The following is a 16602-nucleotide window of genomic DNA, read 5'->3' as shown; positions in this document are numbered from 1 at the left end:
GGTCGGGGCTGCGCCCCTCCCTACGATCAGACCAGACAACCGATCCTACCGGCCATCATAGTCGCCGCTCAACCGGCCATCGTAGTTGTCGCCGCGCAAACCACGCCTAAGGGCGTGAAATCCTATGTGCTGCAATATCGCGTCGGTGGCGGCGCTGCACGGCGCAAGACCATCGGCATTCATGGCAGTCCCTGGACCACGCAAACAGCACGGAAGGAAGCAGAGCGACTGCTGATGGTCGTGAAGCAGGGGGTCGATCCGGTCGAGGAACAGCGCGAAGCCCAGCGCAAGGAGAAGACGCTCAACTTCACGGCCTACTGCGACCAGTTCGTTGAACTCTACCTTCAGCCCCATTGGCCAGACACCTGGCCCGAGGCGATGCGGACGCTCGAGAATGTCGTCAAGCCGCGCTGGGGCAAGCGGTCGCTGCTGTCGCTTAAGCGGTCCGACATGGTGAAGCTCATGGATGACTACGCCGATCGGCCCGGACGGAAGAAATATGTCCACTCACTTCTGCGCAAACTGTTCAATTGGGCGGTCGACCGGGAGGATATCATGGTCTCGCCGCTCGCCGGGATGAAGGCACCCAAGTCAGCAGCGTCGCGTCGACGGGTGCTTGGCCAGGAGGAACTGATCTGCCTGTGGCTGGCGTGCGAAAAGGTCGGCTGGCCGTGGGGACCGTATTGCCGCCTGCTGATCCTGACGATGCAACGCCGCCAGGAAGTTGCGGAAATGGACTGGTCTGAGATCGACCTCGAAGCCAAGGTTTGGACACTGCCGGCTGACCGAGCCAAAAACGACGAAGCGCATATCGTCCCGCTAACCGACCTCGTTGTCGATCAGCTCAAAGCGCTTGGTCCCAAAGCAAGTGGCCTGGTGTTCACGACGACGGGTAAAACCGCGGTGTCAGGCTTTTCCAAGGCCAAGCGGGCACTTGATGACGAGATGCAGTCGATCATGCACAAGCGGCAGGTTGAGCGCGAAGGGGGCCATGAACCTGTCGGCATCCCTGAATGGCGGCTCCACGACATTCGCCGAACAGGTGCGACCAATCTGCAAGCGCTGGGGATCCCAATCGAAGTGACCGAAGCGGTGCTCAACCACATTAGCGGAACGCGCTCGGGTGTTGCAGGTATTTATAATAGACACCGATATGACATAGAGAAGCGCAGTGCGTTGACCTTATGGGATGCGCACTTAACGAAGCTGCTTGGTCCTATTTCCGGTCCATCAATTGAGCACATAACTGGTCTGGTAGGTGCCCCAACAAGCCATCTGGACCAAATAGAGCTTTGATTGGGTCCGGTGAACCTGCAGCGCGGGCCAATTCGGGCGCTAGTGGATCATCCACTGGCCCGTTTGCTCCTCCGATGTGCCGAATCCAGCCATCAATCCCGGCCAAAATACCCCGGCAAGGTTTTTCGTTTTCGTTCAGCGTTTCCAGCCAGCGCTGAGGGATCTTCTGGCTGCCGTCCATGGCGATCTGGATCAGCCGGTGTTCCAGCGCCGGGTTGGCAAAGCGGGCAATCAGCGCGGCGGCATAGGCGGGCAGATCCAGCCCCGATGCCTCGGCAATGGTCGGTGCGGCTTCGGCCAACATCAGGCTTTCGGCAAGCTGGCGCAGTTCGGGGTCGGCAATCGCCTGATGAACATAGCTGTGCCCCTTGGCGAGTCCTGCATAGGCGAGCAGCGAATGCGCGCCGTTGAGCATCCTGAGCTTCGCCGTTTCATAGGGTCGGACGTCCGCCACCAGCTGCGCGCCGACTGCTTCCCAGCGCGGACGGGGGCCAGCGAAGCGGTCCTCGATCACCCATTGGCTGAAAGACTCGGTCATCACGGCAGCGTGGTCCGCCATGCCGATCCGCGCGGAAAGTTCGGCGCGATCGGCCTCGGTCGTCGCGGGAACGATGCGGTCAACCATGGTCGACGGGCAGGCGCAGGCCGTCTCGAACCAGCCGCGGAGGGCGGGGTCGTTGGTTTCGAGGTATTCGCCCATCAGCCGGGCGAGCTGGCGGCCGTTGTCGGCCAGGTTGTCGCAGCACAGCAGCGTCAGGCCGGGCAGGCCGTCGTCATGGCGGCGGCGCAGGCCCTCGGCCAGAAAGGCATAGATGCTGCCCTGACAAGCGAGCGCCGGATCGAGGCTGCCGTCCGCTGCACGGCAATAGCCTTTTTCGGTGATAGTGAAGCTGGCGATATGGGTCGTCGGCGCGGCAAGCGCGGCAATCACCGCCTCTCGCGCCTCGGTGGCGACAAGGACCTCGCGCACTGCGCCGACCAGCCGCGTCTGCCAGCCTGCCGCCGAGCGTTCGGTCACGGTATAGAGCCCGCCCTGCGGGTTCATCTGCGCGGCGACATCGGCAGAGCGCAGCGATACGCCAATGATCGCCCAGTTGCGGTCCCCGGCGTTCATTGCCGCATCGGTGTACCAGGCCTGGTGGGCGCGGTGGAAGGCGCCGATGCCGAAGTGGACGATGCCCACGACCTGCCCGTCGCGGTCATAAGCCGGACGCGCGACATCGCCGGGCAAGGCCCCGATCGTTGCGGGTGACAGCCTCACAGCCTGTAGGCCTGCCTGACGAGGCCGACGGTCAGCTCCTGCGCCAGTTCCGCCGCTTCCCAGTCCTCGATGCGGTGTTCGGCGACCAGTTCGGCGAGGAACCCGCAGTCGACCCGCCGGGCAACGTCGTGGCGCGCCGGGATCGACAGGAAGGCGCGGGTATCGTCGTTGAAGCCGACGGTGTTGTAGAAGCCTGCCGTCTCGGTGGTCATGCGGCGGAAGCGGCGCATGCCTTCGGGGCTGTCATGGAACCACCACGCCGGGCCAAGCTTGAGGCAGGGATAGTGCCCGGCCAAGGGGGCAAGTTCGCGGGCATAGGTGCTCTCATCCAGGGTGAACAGGATGATCGACAGGTCAGCGGCATTGCCGAAGCGGTCGAGCAGGGGTTTCAGCGCATGGACGTATTCGGTGCGCATCGGGATGTCGGCGCCCTTGTCGCGGCCCAGCCGGGCAAAGACATCGGCATTGTGGTTGCGGAAGGCGCCGGGGTGGATCTGCATGACCAGCCCGTCGTCCAGGCTCATCGCCGCCATTTCGGTCAGCATCTGGGCGCGGAACAGTTCGGCCTCGGCAGCCGTGAAGGACCCGGCGCTGACCTGGCGGAACAGGGCTTCAGCCTCTGCGGCGGAGAGGTTCGCGGTCTGCGCGGTGGGGTGGCCGTGATCGGTGCTGGTCGCGCCCATCGCCGCGAAGAAGGCGCGGCGCTGGCGATGCGCGGCAAGGTAGCCGGACCACGACAGGCAGTCCTCTCCGGTCAGGTCGGAGAAGGCGCGCAGGTTGGCGCGGTAGCCTTCAAACTCAGGGTCGACAACCGGATCGGGGCGATAGGCCGTGATGACCTTGCCCTGCCAGCCTGAAGCGCGAATCGCGGCATGATGCTCCAGCGTGTCGAGCGGGCTTTCGGTGGTGGCAATGACTTCGATGTTGGCGCGTTCGAACAGCGCGCGCGGGCGGAAAGCGTCGGTGGCCAGCGCGGCGGTGATCGTGTCGTAATAGAGGTCCGAGGTTTCAGCCTCCAGCCTCACCTCAATGCCGAAGGCCTCGGCAAACACCCAGTCGAGCCACATTCTTGAAGGCGTGCCCCGGAACAGGTGATAGCGCTGGGCAAACAGTCGCCACGCCTCGCGCGGGTCTGCGGTAGGACTTCGCACCCCCAGTGCCTCCATCGGCACGCCCTGCGAATAGAGCATACGGAAGACGTAGTGATCGGGCACCAACAGCAGTTCGGTGGCATTGCCGAAGGGCGCGTTGCTGGCGAACCACGCCGGATCGGTGTGGCCGTGCGGGCTGATGATCGGCAGGCCCTTCACGTCGGCGTACAGCTCGCGCGCGATGGCGCGAGTGGCCGGGTCATGAGGCAATAAACGGTCTGGATGTAATACGAGGGGGGAACTCATGCTGTAGCTCTGGCATACCGGTCACGCTTTGCCTGAACCGCCTTTCGGGCCTCTGCAATTTGCCGTTCCTCGGTCGCAAAAAGCAGACTGTCGATGACCTGTGACAAATGCTGCCGCATTGCGGCCCGTGCTTTGGCCGGGTCGCGCGCCCGGAGTGCGTCTAAGATTGCTGAGTGCTCGTCCACGATGGGCTTCACGTTGGCTGTCCGTGCCTTCTCGTGGAGAAGAGCTGCTTCCGGTGACGTCGCACGCAGGTCCCATAGCCGTTCCACCGCGTCATGGATGGCGTTGTTACGCGTAGCGCGGGCTATAGCGAGGTGGAAAGCTCGATCTGCGCTTTCAGTCCCGCGAGGGTTGCTGTTTTCCTTCGCTATCGCATCCACCAGTTTGCCAATTTCGAGGAGTTCATCGTCAGTTATCTGTGTAGCCGCCAGTGCGGCGGCCTCTGATTCAAAGAGGAGCCTGGCTTCCGTCAGTTCGAAAGCTGAAACATTAAATCCCGGCGTGTCGTCCGTGCCCGGTACGCGCAATACATAGGCACCCGAGCCGATCTTCACTTCGACCAAACCCTGCACCTCTAAAGCGATAATTGCTTCGCGCACCGTCGGACGGCTTACTCCGTAGCGCGTCGCCAAATCCCTTTCTGCCGGCATTCGCGTACCGACAGGGTATTTGCCGGCCGCAAGTTCCTCAAGCAGCGATCTCGCGAGATCTTGGTACAGGCGGTCTTTGCCTTTATCTTGGTTATCCATGCCGACCTTTTTGGTAAAGCCAATGTCAAAAACTTGACAGACCAAGACTGGTCAGTCAATCGGTCATACCACATTCCTGCATCAGAATGCGAGGCTCGAATCATGAAAATTACCGCCGCACGCGTCATCCTCACTTGCCCGGGGCGCAATTTCGTCACGCTCAAGATCGAGACCGACCAGGGCGTCTATGGCATCGGCGACGGCACGCTCAACGGGCGCGAGCTTTCGGTGGTCGCCTACCTCGAGGAACACGTGATCCCCTGCCTGATCGGCATGGACCCGCGCCGGATCGAGGATATCTGGCAGTATCTCTACAAGGGTGCCTACTGGCGGCGCGGTCCGGTGACCATGCGCGCGATCGCCGCGGTCGACATGGCGCTGTGGGATATCAAGGCGAAGATGGCCGGGATGCCGCTGTACCAGCTGCTCGGCGGGCGCAGCCGTGACGGGGTGATGGTCTATGGCCATGCCAACGGCAGCGACATTGCCGAGACGGTCGATGCAGTCGGCCACTATATCGACATGGGTTACAAGGCGATCCGCGCGCAGACCGGCGTGCCGGGGATCAAGGATGCCTACGGCGTGGGACGCGGCAAGCTCTTTTACGAACCGGCCGACGCCAGCCTGCCCTCGGTCACCGGATGGGACACGCGCAAGGCGCTGAACTATGTCCCCAAGCTGTTCGAAAAGCTGCGCGAGACATACGGTTTCGACCACCACCTGCTGCATGACGGCCACCACCGCTACACGCCGCAGGAAGCAGCGAACCTTGGCAAGATGCTTGAGCCTTACCAGCTGTTCTGGCTGGAGGATTGCACCCCGGCGGAAAACCAGGAGGCCTTCAAGCTGGTGCGCCAGCACACCGTCACCCCGCTCGCCGTGGGAGAGATCTTCAACACGGTGTGGGATGCGAAAGACCTGATCCAGAACCAGCTGATCGACTATATCCGCGCCACCGTGGTTGGCGCGGGCGGCATCACGCATCTCCGCCGCATTGCCGATCTGGCGGCGATGTACCAGATCCGCACCGGCTGCCACGGCGCGACCGACCTTTCGCCCGTAACCATGGGCTGCGCGCTGCACTTCGATACCTGGGTGCCCAATTTCGGCATCCAGGAATATATGCGCCATTCGGAGGAAACCGACGCGGTCTTCCCGCACGACTACCACTTCGAGGCGGGCGAGCTGTTTTGCGGCGAGACCCCCGGCCACGGCGTCGACATCGACGAGGCGCTGGCGGCGAAGTACCCCTACAAGCCCGCCTATTTGCCCGTCGCCCGGCTGGAAGACGGCACAATGTGGAGCTGGTGAACAAGTGCGCGTTGTCGTGATTGGTGAGGCGATGCTGGAACTTTCGCGTTCCGGCGCGGGCTGTCAACTGGCCTATGGCGGCGACACGCTCAACACCGCGGTCCACATGGCGCGGGCCGGGCACGACGTGGCCTACCTGACGGCACTGGGTAGCGATCCATTGAGCGCTGACCTGAAGGAGCGCTGGGCGGGTGAGGGGCTGGATACATCCTTGGTGCTGGATCATCCCACGCGCAGCACCGGGCTTTACGCGATCAGTACCGATGCGACGGGTGAGCGCAGCTTTTCATATTGGCGCGATACGAGCGCCGCGCGCGAAATGTTCGCTCTGCCGGGGTCGGCGGAGGCATTGGAACTCGCAACTCAAGCAGACTTAATTGCGTTCTCGTTGATAACGCTGGCGATTCTGCCGCCCGAGGGGCGCAAGACAATGTTTGCACTGGCGGGCGCTGTGCGATTGCGCGGCGGGCAGGTAGCGTTTGACGGCAACTATCGACAGCGGCTGTGGAATGACACTGCAGAGGCATGCAAGGTCCGAGACGAAGCGATCGCGCTTGCCACTATCGGCCTGCCGACTCTTGAGGATGAGACGGCGCTTTCGGGAGAGGATAGGGCCAGTGCCGTTGCGTCGCACTGGCAAGGGCTGGGCTGCGCGGAGACCGTTGTGAAGCTTGGTGCTGAAGGCTGCCGTCTGCCAGACGGATCGGTGATAGCGCCCGAAGTAGTCCTTGCCCCGGTTGATACCAGCGGCGCGGGAGATGCATTCAACGCGGGCTATCTGGCCGCGCGGCTGGACGGGGCAGATCATTCAAAGGCAGCGTGCGCCGGGCATAAGCTCGCCGGGTGGACGATCATGCGGTCGGGCGCGATTCCGGCGCAGGAGCCTTGAGCAGCCCCCATAGCACCGCAGCGGCGAGCAGATCGAGCGCTGCCAGCGCAACGAACAGCGGATTATAGCCGAACGTGTCCGCGCTCTGCCCGATCAGCAGGGTGAACAGCATGCCGCCGATCCACGCGGAAGTGCCCGCCATGCCGCTTGCCGTGCCGACTGTGCGGCGGTCGAATACATCGGCGCAAAGCGTGATCAGTGCGCCGTTGAGCATCTGGTGGGCAAAGCCGCCGATGCAGAACAGCACAATCGCCATGCCCGGCGACGTGGCAAGGCCGATGCAGGCCGGGCCGACCATACACAGCGCACCCAGCGTCATCGTGATCTTGCGGCTGGCGAGAAGACCTGTTCCTCGCTTCATTAGCCATGTCGGTAACAGGCCTGCTGCCAGACTGCCGAAATCGGCGGCGAGGAACGGAAGCCATGCCCACAGCGCGATCGATTTTAGGTCAAGGTTCCATACCGCCACCAGATAGAGCGGGATGAAGAAATTGAAGGTCTGCCAGGCAGGTTCGGACAGAAAACGGGGTGTCGCGATGGCCCAGAACGAGCGGCTGCTCAGAACGTCTTTCCGGGTCGCGGGTTTTCCCTCGATGTCCTCGCCCCGGCTGTTGTCGATCAGCGCGCGTTCCTTGGCAGAGAGGCGCGGATGGTCTGCGGGATCACGGTATCCCAGCCCATGCCTTCGCGATCCTGGTGCAAACCAACTCCAAACAAGCGGATGTTTTCCCCGTTAAGGAAGAAGCCTTTCTGGGGATCTAGCCGGATTTCTCGCACCCCAAACGGACGGTCATAACGGTCGAGTAGTTTTCCCTTGGAATCGCGCAACTCGACGACGAGGCGATACAGAAAGGGATCTTTCGTCCCATGCCAAAGGTGCGGATTTGCAAGATCAAGCGACAATCCCGCGTCGATTGCAATGCCAGGTTTGATGTTGGTCGTAGTCGAAGCCCTGCTGCTGATCGTTCCGTCGGGATGAATGAGGCTGGCATGAACCGAAACACGCTGCATTCGGCGGTCGCTGGTGCTCAGCTTAGCAATGACGGCAACGTTCGCCTGGCCGTCCGCAATACGAGTAGTCCGAGCGTAAACACCGGGACTGCCGTGATCGAGCATATCGAAATGAGTCGCTTCGGTGACAATGAGGCGGGCAGGGCGATAGAGCCCGCCATGGACGAAGAAGTCGCCCATCAAGGGGAACGTATTTGCAGTCAAGGAACCGGCGCGCGGCGGCGAGTTATCGGTTTTTACAACCAGAATATTGGGTGCGCCAACCCGCAAGACATTTGTCGCATCGAAGCGGAATCTCGAAAAACCGCCGGCATGTGAGCCGAGCTTTATTCCATTCAACCACACTTCAGCTGTTCGGCTTGCCGCGTCAAATTCTAGCCAGGCTCGTTGCCCTGACAGCAGCCGAGGAGGGGTGAGACTAACTCTGTACCATCCTGGCCCTTGCAACTTGTTGATCATCGCAGGCCGGTGAACGCCAACCTTCGCCGCATCTTCATACAGGCCTACTCGATTCCATGTGTGCGGAAGTGAAACCTTCTCCCATTGAGCATCGTCAAATTCTGAGGCCATTGCATTGGCAGGGTCAGATGCCTGCAAGAACCTCCACCCCTCGTTGAGAGGTATTTCACGTCTTGGGCTGCTTGATGGAGCGGTGTATTCCGCCGTATGATGCGGATTTGCCCCAAGGGCAGATGACATAAATGCGCTCGAGGTGGCGAGCAAAGTCCAAACTAGCGATCGCATTATTCTCCGCTCCCGAATAGGCAAGCGTCGGTTGCCCGATTCTTGAAATGTGGTTTGGCCAATTTACGGTGGAGGGTCATTCCTGTCAATCTGATGGTGCTCAAGCCGCCAAACACATCCAGCAATTTCGTTGATGGATACCCATCAATGAAATGGCGTTGCATCGATGGATCCTGATGTGCAATAAACTGGATTGACCAATTTGCCAGCCACTAGGCTGCAAGCTCTCAGGGAGGATCACGATGATCAAATTTTCGACCACTTTGCTGGTTTCTGCCAGTTTTTTGTCGCTAGCCAGCCCGGCTTTAGCGCAGTCCACCGGTGCGGACGAGGGTGCGGACTCGGGTGAGATCATCGTCACCGCCCAGCGCCGCGCAGAAAGTGTGCAAGACGTCCCGATTTCAGTGACGGTGGTTAGCGGGACGCAGCTTGATCAGCAACGCATCAATAACATTTCCGACCTGGCGCGCGTGTCATCAGCGCTCCAGCTGCATCAGACGCCGGCGACGACGGGTGGCGGAGCATACATCCGCGGTATTGGTACGTATTCGCGCGGACGCTCGGCTGAACCTTCGGTCGGTTTCGTTGTGGACGGGGTGGTTCAGGGGCTGACCAACACTCGAAACCTGGATGATATCGAGCGGCTTGAAGTGCTGCGCGGTCCGCAAGGCACCTTGTTCGGGCAGAGCGTCTCGGCTGGCGTGGTCAACATCACAACGAAAGCGCCAAATTACAACGATTTTTCAGGTAAGGTTTCGGTGCAGGTCAGTGATGACGGCACTCTTGGTTCGGAATATGGACGCCAGCTCGGTCGACTTTCACTGAACATTCCGATTGCAGGCAAGGCCGGTGTGCGTGTCAGCGGCTATCTGGGGGAAACCCAGGGCGTCATCGAGAATGCCTTCGACGGACGTAAAGATCGTCTTCGTGAGTGGGGGGTGCGTGGTCGTTTCAAGACGGATATTGGTGATCTTTCTGTCGATGCCATCGCGGAATACGCCTATAATGCGAGCGATCGGGGCGGTGGGTTTCCGACCGTTTGGCGCGTCATTCGCAATACCACGACATCGGCTGCGGGTGTGTCACCCGCCACGGTTGTCACCACCGACTTGACGAATAACACTACCGCCTCTCGGAGCGCGGCAATCTACGCGGCCTGCGGTCTTACACCGTCAATCGAGAACATGGAAAATTGCAGTGACGGAAATTCGCTCAACAAGTTCGTCACGCAGGGTTATTCCCTTCAACTGAACTATGATGGTGGCGATGTTTCGCTGACATCAATTACTGCATACCGCAAGCTGGACTCCGACACAGGAAGTGACATCGACAACGTGATGAGTGCGTTGGGTTCGACGGAGCAGCAGAGCGGGGGCATCACGAACTATACGCAGTTCACCCAGGAGTTTCGAGCCGCAACTGACCCAAATCGTCCAGTTTCTCTAACACTTGGCGGATTTTACTTGCGCAGCACCGTCTATGCCCGTGGCGGTAGTCTTGCTGGAGCATTTGGTCGCGATTACAATTTCCGAGGCAGTAATCCGATCGCTACGTGCTGGCCGGTACAGACTGATGCGCGCTGCGCAACTTTCACCCTTCGCGCCCAAACCAACGGACAGGACTACACAAGTGACAATCTCTCAGGTTTCGGTGAAGTCCGTTATCAACGAGACGGGTTCACAGCCTTTGCCGGCCTGCGCGTTTCAAGCTCGAAAACCCATCTGGACGGTTTTCAGAACGCGCTGACCTCTGACCTTTCGTATAGCGATACGCACGTGATGTGGCGTGCTGGCGCCACTTACGATGTGGCGCAGGACACGATGCTTTATGGCACGGTGGCAACCGGTTACAAGGCTGCGCAGATTGCGCCGATTCAGAACAACCGGCCTGCGCAGGTGGTCTTCCCCGAAAAGCCAACAACCTATGAAGTGGGTATCAAAACCAGTCTGTTTGATCGCAAGCTCAATCTGAACCTCGCTGGCTTCTATTCAAAGATAGATGGCTACCAGACCACGTTTTGCGTGATGGATGCGATCGCATTCACGCCTACCTGCAATCCGCAGAATATCGATGGCATCACGAGCAAGGGCTTTGAATTCGATCTGTTTGGTCGTTTGTCGCCAAATTGGACTATCAATGCCAACGCTACCTATAATGTGGTCAAGTATCCGACTGGATACCTAGCCGATGACGGTTCGTCGCTTGCTGGTCAGCAGCTCATGCTGGCTCCGCGTTTTGCTGCGACAATCGGCACGGATTATTCAGTTCCGCTTGGGGACAAGCTTGAGGGCTTCATTTCGCTCGATATGAACTACCTGTCGAAGATGCGGTTGGGAACGGGCGGCGGGTCGCAAGACTATGTCTACAAGGCGCACGCTGTGTTCGGCGGCCGTATCGGCGTCCGAGTTGATAAGTCATGGAGCCTTGCGGTGTTTGCTGACAATATCGGCAGCACTAACGATCCGAGCAACCTTGCCGGCATCAGCGCACAGATCCCTGATGGCCGAGCTGGTGCTGGTGCCGGTCTCCTCGTCGAGAGCGTTGTCCAGAGCAATCGTTCGATCCGGCAAGTCGGTATCCAGGCTTCACTGCAGTTCTGATATCATCGAAGTCGAGGAGGCTGGCCCGGAGGTTGTTCCGGGCCAGCGCTTTTTGAGCTATTGGTTGAAACAGACACAGCCGATTTTGGCTCGTCCGGTGCAGTCAATGCAAACGATGGGGTCGTTTGACAGATGAATGAGAAAGCGGCGAGAACGGGTGCGGACGATGTAGCAAATGGGATGCGTCTCATTTCAGAAGGCATCTTCACCATGGGTTCTACTGCGTTTTACCCGGAGGAGCAGCCGACACGCCGCGTAAAGGTCGACAGCTTCTGGATAGATGAAGCTCCGGTGACCAACGCCCAGTTTGCTGAGTTTGTTGAGGCAACGGGCTTTGTCACCTTCGCTGAAATCCCGCCTGATCCAAAGGACTATCCTGGTTTGGATCCTGCAATGGCCAAGGCTGGGTCATTGGTATTCACCGGGGCTGAGAATCCTGTTGCAATGCACGACTGGAGCCAATGGTGGTCCTTTGTACACGGAGCAGATTGGCGGCATCCGCTTGGACCCGGAAGCAATATCGACGATTTGATGGACCATCCCGTCGTGCATGTTGCCCACCGCGATGCGCAGGCATTTGCTGATTGGGCAGACAAGCGTCTGCCAAGTGAGGCAGAACATGAGTACGCCGCACGCGGTGGACACGAGGGCCGTGAGTTTATCTGGGGTGATGAATTGGCTCCGGGCGGTGCGATGCTCGCCAACTACTGGCAGGGAAGGTTTCCTTACGAGAATACGGTCCAGGACGGCTGGCTCCGCACGAGTCCTGTCAGGCACTTTCCTCCAAATGATTACGGCCTCTACGATATGGCCGGCAATGTTTGGGAATGGACCGACGACTGGTATTCTGAACCAAAGCCGGTCAACAAGCGCCATGCTGGCGCTTGTTGCGTAATAGAAAATCCCCGAGGCGCGACCCGTGCTGCAAGCTTCGACCCGTGTTCGCCTAGTCTCAAGATTCCTCGAAAAGTGATCAAAGGAGGGTCGCATCTCTGCGCTGACAATTATTGTCAGCGCTACCGTCCGGCAGCTCGGCAAGGAGAAGCCATCGATAGCACGACGAGCCACATAGGCTTTCGTTGCGTGCGATCTGCCTAAGGGTTTGTGGGGGAAGTGATCGATCCAAGTTTCGTCGCGGCCGCCGCGCTGTTGAGCCGACCAAGGCAAGATGCCTCGATCGGCTCGACGCTCTAGACATTTTCGGCTGGGAGAAATCTAAGCTGATCGTCGCGCGCGAACGATACGTCCCAGTTGGGCTCATCCATCATCCAATGCGGCAGTTCGTGCATATATATTGCCGTACCGAATGCACCGTCCCAAACTCTCGGCTTCCAACCATCATCGACGCAATCACAGTCTGCGCCGTATTCCATATCGCCGCCGAGTTGCGGAACATTGAGGTAAAGGAACGCAGCGCTGGTCAGGCGGTGTCGGCCTAGCCCCCAATTCCCGCTGAAATCATATCCTTTGCGATCCAGCCAGTTCTTGCCGACCATGATCTCGTCGATGTCCTCAAGCTCGAAATTGGCATGGTGGAACTTGAGTGATCCATCGAAGCCAGGCATCTTGGCATTCGCATCCGCCAGGAAGACGCTGTGGTGTTCATATGCTCCAGGTGCGCGAATATAAACGCCAAAGCCCTTTTGCACATCGGTCACTCGGAATCCTAGGCGATCTCGGTAGTAATCCAGCGCTTCCTGCACATCAGGGAATGTCCATACGCAGTGGTGAATCCGTTTCGGGAGAGGTCGCGTCAACCATTTGCGCGGCTGATTTAAGCGCCCAATTGAACCCGGTGTATTGCTTGGCGAGGGCGCGCCATAAACAGACCTTGGAGACCAAACCTGGATCCCGATCAATTGCCCAAAGGGCGTTACGAAATGCAAGATACCTTCTTCATCAGTTGCAATCTGATGATCGATTTCCAGTGACTTCCGAATACGCTGCAACGCAGAGACATCCTGCACGTACCAAACGCACTCATGAACTCCGATACCTGTTTGCTTGGCGCCCGGCATGACCGTAACGGACTTCTTGTCGAGCAGGAGAACTTCGCTACCGTCAAATGCAATCAGGCTTGAGCGCTTTTCAGATGAGCTTTGGAGCGCGAGACCATAGTCGACGAAAAATCGTTCGCACCACGCAACATCGTCAACGTGAAAAACCAATCTTCTAATACCTGCAATCATCTTCAATCTCCTTGCCAGACGGAGATTGCAGGAATAGGCCGAGCCCTTCTTGATCTAGAGCAATCGATCGTGTGAATTAATTTTATGATAACTCATGAATGGAATTGCTATTTCGGATCTGTTCCCTGTCCTGCAGCCAATAGAAATTTTGAGAGCAGCCATTGCAATCCTGCATCGCTGGTTCGGGCCCCGTGGTATTGGATCATTTCGCGCATCGCGGGAACGGGAAATGGCGGATCAACGAATTTCAAGGGCAACAAAGGAACAAACACTTCGGCCAGCCTTCGATGCATCAGCGCCAGATGTGAAGTCCCCGGCAACAGCCATGGGACTTGAGAAAAGGATGGTGCATATATCTCGATCCTGCGGTGTTCCTGCAAATCTGTCATATGCTTTTCTATAAAGGTTGGCGCACCTGTGATTCGAACTGCGACATGACCACACGAAAAATAAGCGTCTTCGGTTAATGGGTGATCGAAAACAGGGTTCTCTACCCAGCCTACGACAACATGACTCTCATCGAAAAGAAGAACCTTTGGGTGATCGGAACTTAAAAACTGCTCCGGTGTAAGAAGAAAATCTAATTTCCCGTCACTCAATTCGCCATGACTCAAATTGGTAGGAAGCGATAGGTTGATTTGAATATTTGGCGCCTCACGCTTCAGCTGCGGGAGAATGGGGGCGATGAGCACGGTCGTTATGTAGTCCGATGCGGCAATCTCAAAGCGTCGATCGGACGTGGCAGGGTCAAACGCTGTCGCTCCCGAAACCAAAGTCCTCAGCGTCTGAATCGCTTCAGCCACTTGCGGTGCGAGCGCCCGTGCATGCGGCGTTATCAGCATTTTGCGGCCATGCGGCGTGAGCAGTTCATCATTCAGTGCTGCACGAAGCCGTCCCAAGGCAGCGCTCATCGCTGATTGAGTCAGGTTCATGCGCTCGGCAGAACGAGTGACGCTTTGCTCCTCGAGCAAGACATTCAACGCGATGAGGAGGTTCAGATCGAATTTGTCGAGACGCATTCAGTATCAATACCATGAATGGAAAGGAACAAAAACTAAGAATTTGCCTGAACCCAACGCGGCCTGCAAAGTGGTAAGGCCAAAATGAGATTCGTCGCCGGTACATGCAGGATGTGTATCCAGGCGGCAAACCTCATACAGATTCGGGAGCCGGTATGTCTGGAAAATTCAGCGCAAATGTTGCTGCGTGCGTCGCTTTGCTTTTGTCAACCAGCGCCTCGGCTCAGCAGGCCAGTCCAATTCCGGCGACACAGTCGAGCATGTTTGTCACTTTAGGCACGATGGGGGGGCCGGTTACTGATCCGGTTCGTTCACAGCCCTCCAATGTTCTAGTGGCGGGCAATGATGTATTGCTTGTCGATACCGGGGACGCGACCGTCGGGCAATTGACTAAAGCCGGCATTCGCTTGCCCCGGGTTAAGGCGGTATTTTTGAGCCACCTGCATTTCGATCATGCTGGAGGGTTGGCTGCAGTTTTGGGCCTTCGCTATCAAACCAATGTACCCGGAAAGCTCCAGATATTCGGCCCCCCTGGAACCAAGCAGCTGGTCGCCGGCATTTTGGCTTCAATGCAGCCCGCGGCGGAGGCCGGCTATGGCCTGGACGGTGCTGCCATAATCCGTCCGGACGAAACCGTGGAAGTTATTGAGCTGAGTGATCGAGCCCAGACATCGGTTGGCAATGTACAAGTTCACGTGCGCCAGAACACGCACTATAGCTTCCACGCTGGATCAGAAATGGATCGCCGCTTCAAGGCGCTGTCCTTCCGGTTTGATTTGCCAGATCGATCGATCGTCTACACCGGAGATACAGGGCCGAGCCCAGCTGTTGAGGAACTGGCTCGCAACGTCGACCTGTTGGTCACCGAGATGATCGACGTTGATCGCACTGTTGCCAATGTTCGCCGCAACACGCCAGACATGTCTGATGCGCAGTTGGCAGGGATGACTGAACATCTCAGGCGACATCATTTGACCCCCGAAGACGTGGGGGATCTTGCAAAGCGCTCGGGCGCAAAGTCCTTGGTCGTTACGCATGTGGTGGCTTCGGGAGCAAAAGCAGGAGAACTGTTGGGGTACGTTCGTCGCATTGCGAGCCGCTACGCCGGCCCTGTCGTCATTGCCAACGATCTTGATGCGTTCTGAGACCGCAAAGCAAAGATACTTCGCCAAAAAAATCGAACAGAGAGCTCGGTGGAAACCGGCTCACGCATCAAGAGGAAGCCAAATGAGCCGAGTCACTGAAATCCGTTACGTCGGTTATGGCGTAGTCGAATTCGAGGCAGAGAAGAACTACTACGTTGACGCCTTCGGTCTCGAACTTGTTGATTCAGACAACAACACGGCTTGGTTAAAAACCCAGGGACATGATGAGCATCACGTCGTTCGGCTCCGGAAGGCCGAAGCCAATCGCCTAGATGTGATTTCATTAGCAGCCGCATCCCGTTCCGATGTGGACACACTTTGCGACAAGGCCCGCGCCGCCGGTTGCAGTTTGGTATGTGAGCCGCATGAGCTCAACACGCCTGGAGGCGGATACGGCTTTCGATTCTTCTCGCCGGATGGGCTGCAGATTGAAATCTCCTGCGATGTTGCAAGAGGTGGCAAGCGAGGTCTGGCGCACTGGGAGGGCCTGCCGGTCAAGATCAGCCATATCGTGCTTCACAGCCCACAACATCAGGAGTTGGTGCAATTCTTCACAGATGTTCTGGGATTCAAGATCTCGGACTGGCTTGGCGACTTCATGTGCTTCTTGCGCTGCAACTCGGCCCATCATCGAATTGCCATTCTGCCGGGACCGCCATGCCTCAACCACGTCGCCTATGACATGCTGTCGGTCGATGACATGATGCGGGGCGCGCACCGGCTCAAGTTGAAAGGCACTGAAATTCAGTGGGGCCCGGGACGGCACACTGCTGGCAACAACGCTTTCAGCTATTTCGTAACGCCGGCTGGCTTTGCCGTTGAATACACGGCGGATCTTGAGGAAGTCGATTTCGACACCCATGAAGCCAAGGTTCATGTACCTGCTCCCTTGGTAATGGACCAGTGGGGCATCGGTGTTGGCGGGCCACAGACCATGCCTCACCCGGCACCCAACCCTGGTCTGTTCGTTGCGGTGGAGGGCTGAGTA

14 protein-coding genes are annotated in these 16602 nt (G+C 58.4%); 7 read left to right on the top strand and 7 right to left on the bottom strand.

What is annotated here, in order from left to right:
* Window positions 1-1296: site-specific integrase (locus B7X90_RS02230; protein ID WP_292621286.1), on the top strand; the 1296-nt coding region annotated here is incomplete at its 5' end.
* On the opposite strand, the gene B7X90_RS02225 is transcribed toward B7X90_RS02230, so the two are convergent.
* From B7X90_RS02225 to B7X90_RS02215, 3 genes are read right to left on the bottom strand one after another with little or no spacing between them, the layout of a single operon-like run.
* The gene (locus B7X90_RS02225) at window positions 1217-2557 is read right to left on the bottom strand and encodes a mannitol dehydrogenase family protein (protein ID WP_292621284.1); all 1341 of its coding nucleotides are present in this window, start codon (window positions 2555-2557) and stop codon (window positions 1217-1219) included. The genes B7X90_RS02230 and B7X90_RS02225 overlap by 80 nt on opposite strands.
* Complete coding sequence (gene uxaC, locus B7X90_RS02220; protein WP_292621282.1) at window positions 2554-3954, bottom strand: glucuronate isomerase; 1401 nt, start codon at window positions 3952-3954, stop codon at window positions 2554-2556. The genes B7X90_RS02225 and uxaC overlap by 4 nt, the downstream gene beginning before the upstream one ends.
* Window positions 3951-4706 (bottom strand): FadR/GntR family transcriptional regulator, encoded by a 756-nt coding sequence (locus B7X90_RS02215; protein ID WP_292621280.1) that lies wholly within the window; start codon window positions 4704-4706, stop codon window positions 3951-3953. Before B7X90_RS02215 ends, uxaC begins: the two co-directional genes overlap by 4 nt.
* Window positions 4707-4808: 102 nt before the next feature.
* Here B7X90_RS02215 and manD point away from each other — a divergent pair, with 102 nt between their 5' ends.
* Together manD and B7X90_RS02205 are read left to right on the top strand one after the other, a co-directional pair.
* A complete protein-coding gene (manD, locus tag B7X90_RS02210) occupies window positions 4809-6017 on the top strand; it encodes a mannonate dehydratase (RefSeq protein ID WP_292621278.1) in 1209 nt (402 codons plus the stop codon).
* 31 nt (window positions 6018-6048) lie between these two features.
* On the top strand, window positions 6049-6906 hold the full coding sequence (locus tag B7X90_RS02205; RefSeq protein WP_292621292.1) for a sugar kinase: 858 nt from the start codon (window positions 6049-6051) through the stop codon (window positions 6904-6906).
* On the opposite strand, the gene B7X90_RS02200 is transcribed toward B7X90_RS02205, so the two are convergent.
* A complete protein-coding gene (locus tag B7X90_RS02200) occupies window positions 6869-7375 on the bottom strand; it encodes an MFS transporter (RefSeq protein ID WP_292621276.1) in 507 nt (168 codons plus the stop codon). The genes B7X90_RS02205 and B7X90_RS02200 overlap by 38 nt on opposite strands.
* A gap of 149 nt (window positions 7376-7524) precedes the next feature.
* The gene (locus B7X90_RS02195) at window positions 7525-8616 is read right to left on the bottom strand and encodes a sugar-binding domain-containing protein (protein ID WP_292621274.1); all 1092 of its coding nucleotides are present in this window, start codon (window positions 8614-8616) and stop codon (window positions 7525-7527) included.
* Between the two features lie 287 nt (window positions 8617-8903).
* Here B7X90_RS02195 and B7X90_RS02190 point away from each other — a divergent pair, with 287 nt between their 5' ends.
* Both B7X90_RS02190 and B7X90_RS02185 read left to right on the top strand, forming a co-directional pair.
* Window positions 8904-11261 carry a TonB-dependent receptor gene (locus B7X90_RS02190; RefSeq protein WP_292621271.1) on the top strand — a complete coding sequence of 786 codons (2358 nt, stop codon included), beginning with the start codon at window positions 8904-8906 and terminating at the stop codon, window positions 11259-11261.
* Between the two features lie 180 nt (window positions 11262-11441).
* Window positions 11442-12359 carry a formylglycine-generating enzyme family protein gene (locus B7X90_RS02185; protein ID WP_292621290.1) on the top strand — a complete coding sequence of 306 codons (918 nt, stop codon included), beginning with the start codon at window positions 11442-11444 and terminating at the stop codon, window positions 12357-12359.
* A gap of 92 nt (window positions 12360-12451) precedes the next feature.
* Here the strand turns inward: B7X90_RS02185 and B7X90_RS02180 are convergent, their stop codons facing one another.
* Window positions 12452-13450, bottom strand: coding sequence for a VOC family protein (locus B7X90_RS02180; RefSeq protein ID WP_292621270.1), 999 nt, complete (start codon window positions 13448-13450; stop codon window positions 12452-12454).
* A gap of 107 nt (window positions 13451-13557) precedes the next feature.
* Complete coding sequence (locus B7X90_RS02175; protein ID WP_292621268.1) at window positions 13558-14469, bottom strand: LysR family transcriptional regulator; 912 nt, start codon at window positions 14467-14469, stop codon at window positions 13558-13560.
* Window positions 14470-14573: 104 nt separating this feature from the next.
* On the opposite strand from B7X90_RS02175, the gene B7X90_RS02170 reads away from it, so the two are divergent.
* Entirely contained in the window at window positions 14574-15614 is a 1041-nt protein-coding gene (locus tag B7X90_RS02170; RefSeq protein ID WP_292621266.1) for an MBL fold metallo-hydrolase, read from the top strand.
* 82 nt (window positions 15615-15696) lie between these two features.
* Window positions 15697-16599, top strand: coding sequence for a VOC family protein (locus B7X90_RS02165; RefSeq protein WP_292621264.1), 903 nt, complete (start codon window positions 15697-15699; stop codon window positions 16597-16599).
* Window positions 16600-16602: the final 3 nt, after the last annotated feature.

The organism is Novosphingobium sp. 17-62-19 (assembly GCF_002256775.1).
Classification (GTDB): domain Bacteria; phylum Pseudomonadota; class Alphaproteobacteria; order Sphingomonadales; family Sphingomonadaceae; genus Novosphingobium.
Note: the sequence above shows the minus strand (reverse complement) of the source record. Positions and strands in the feature narration are given on the sequence as shown.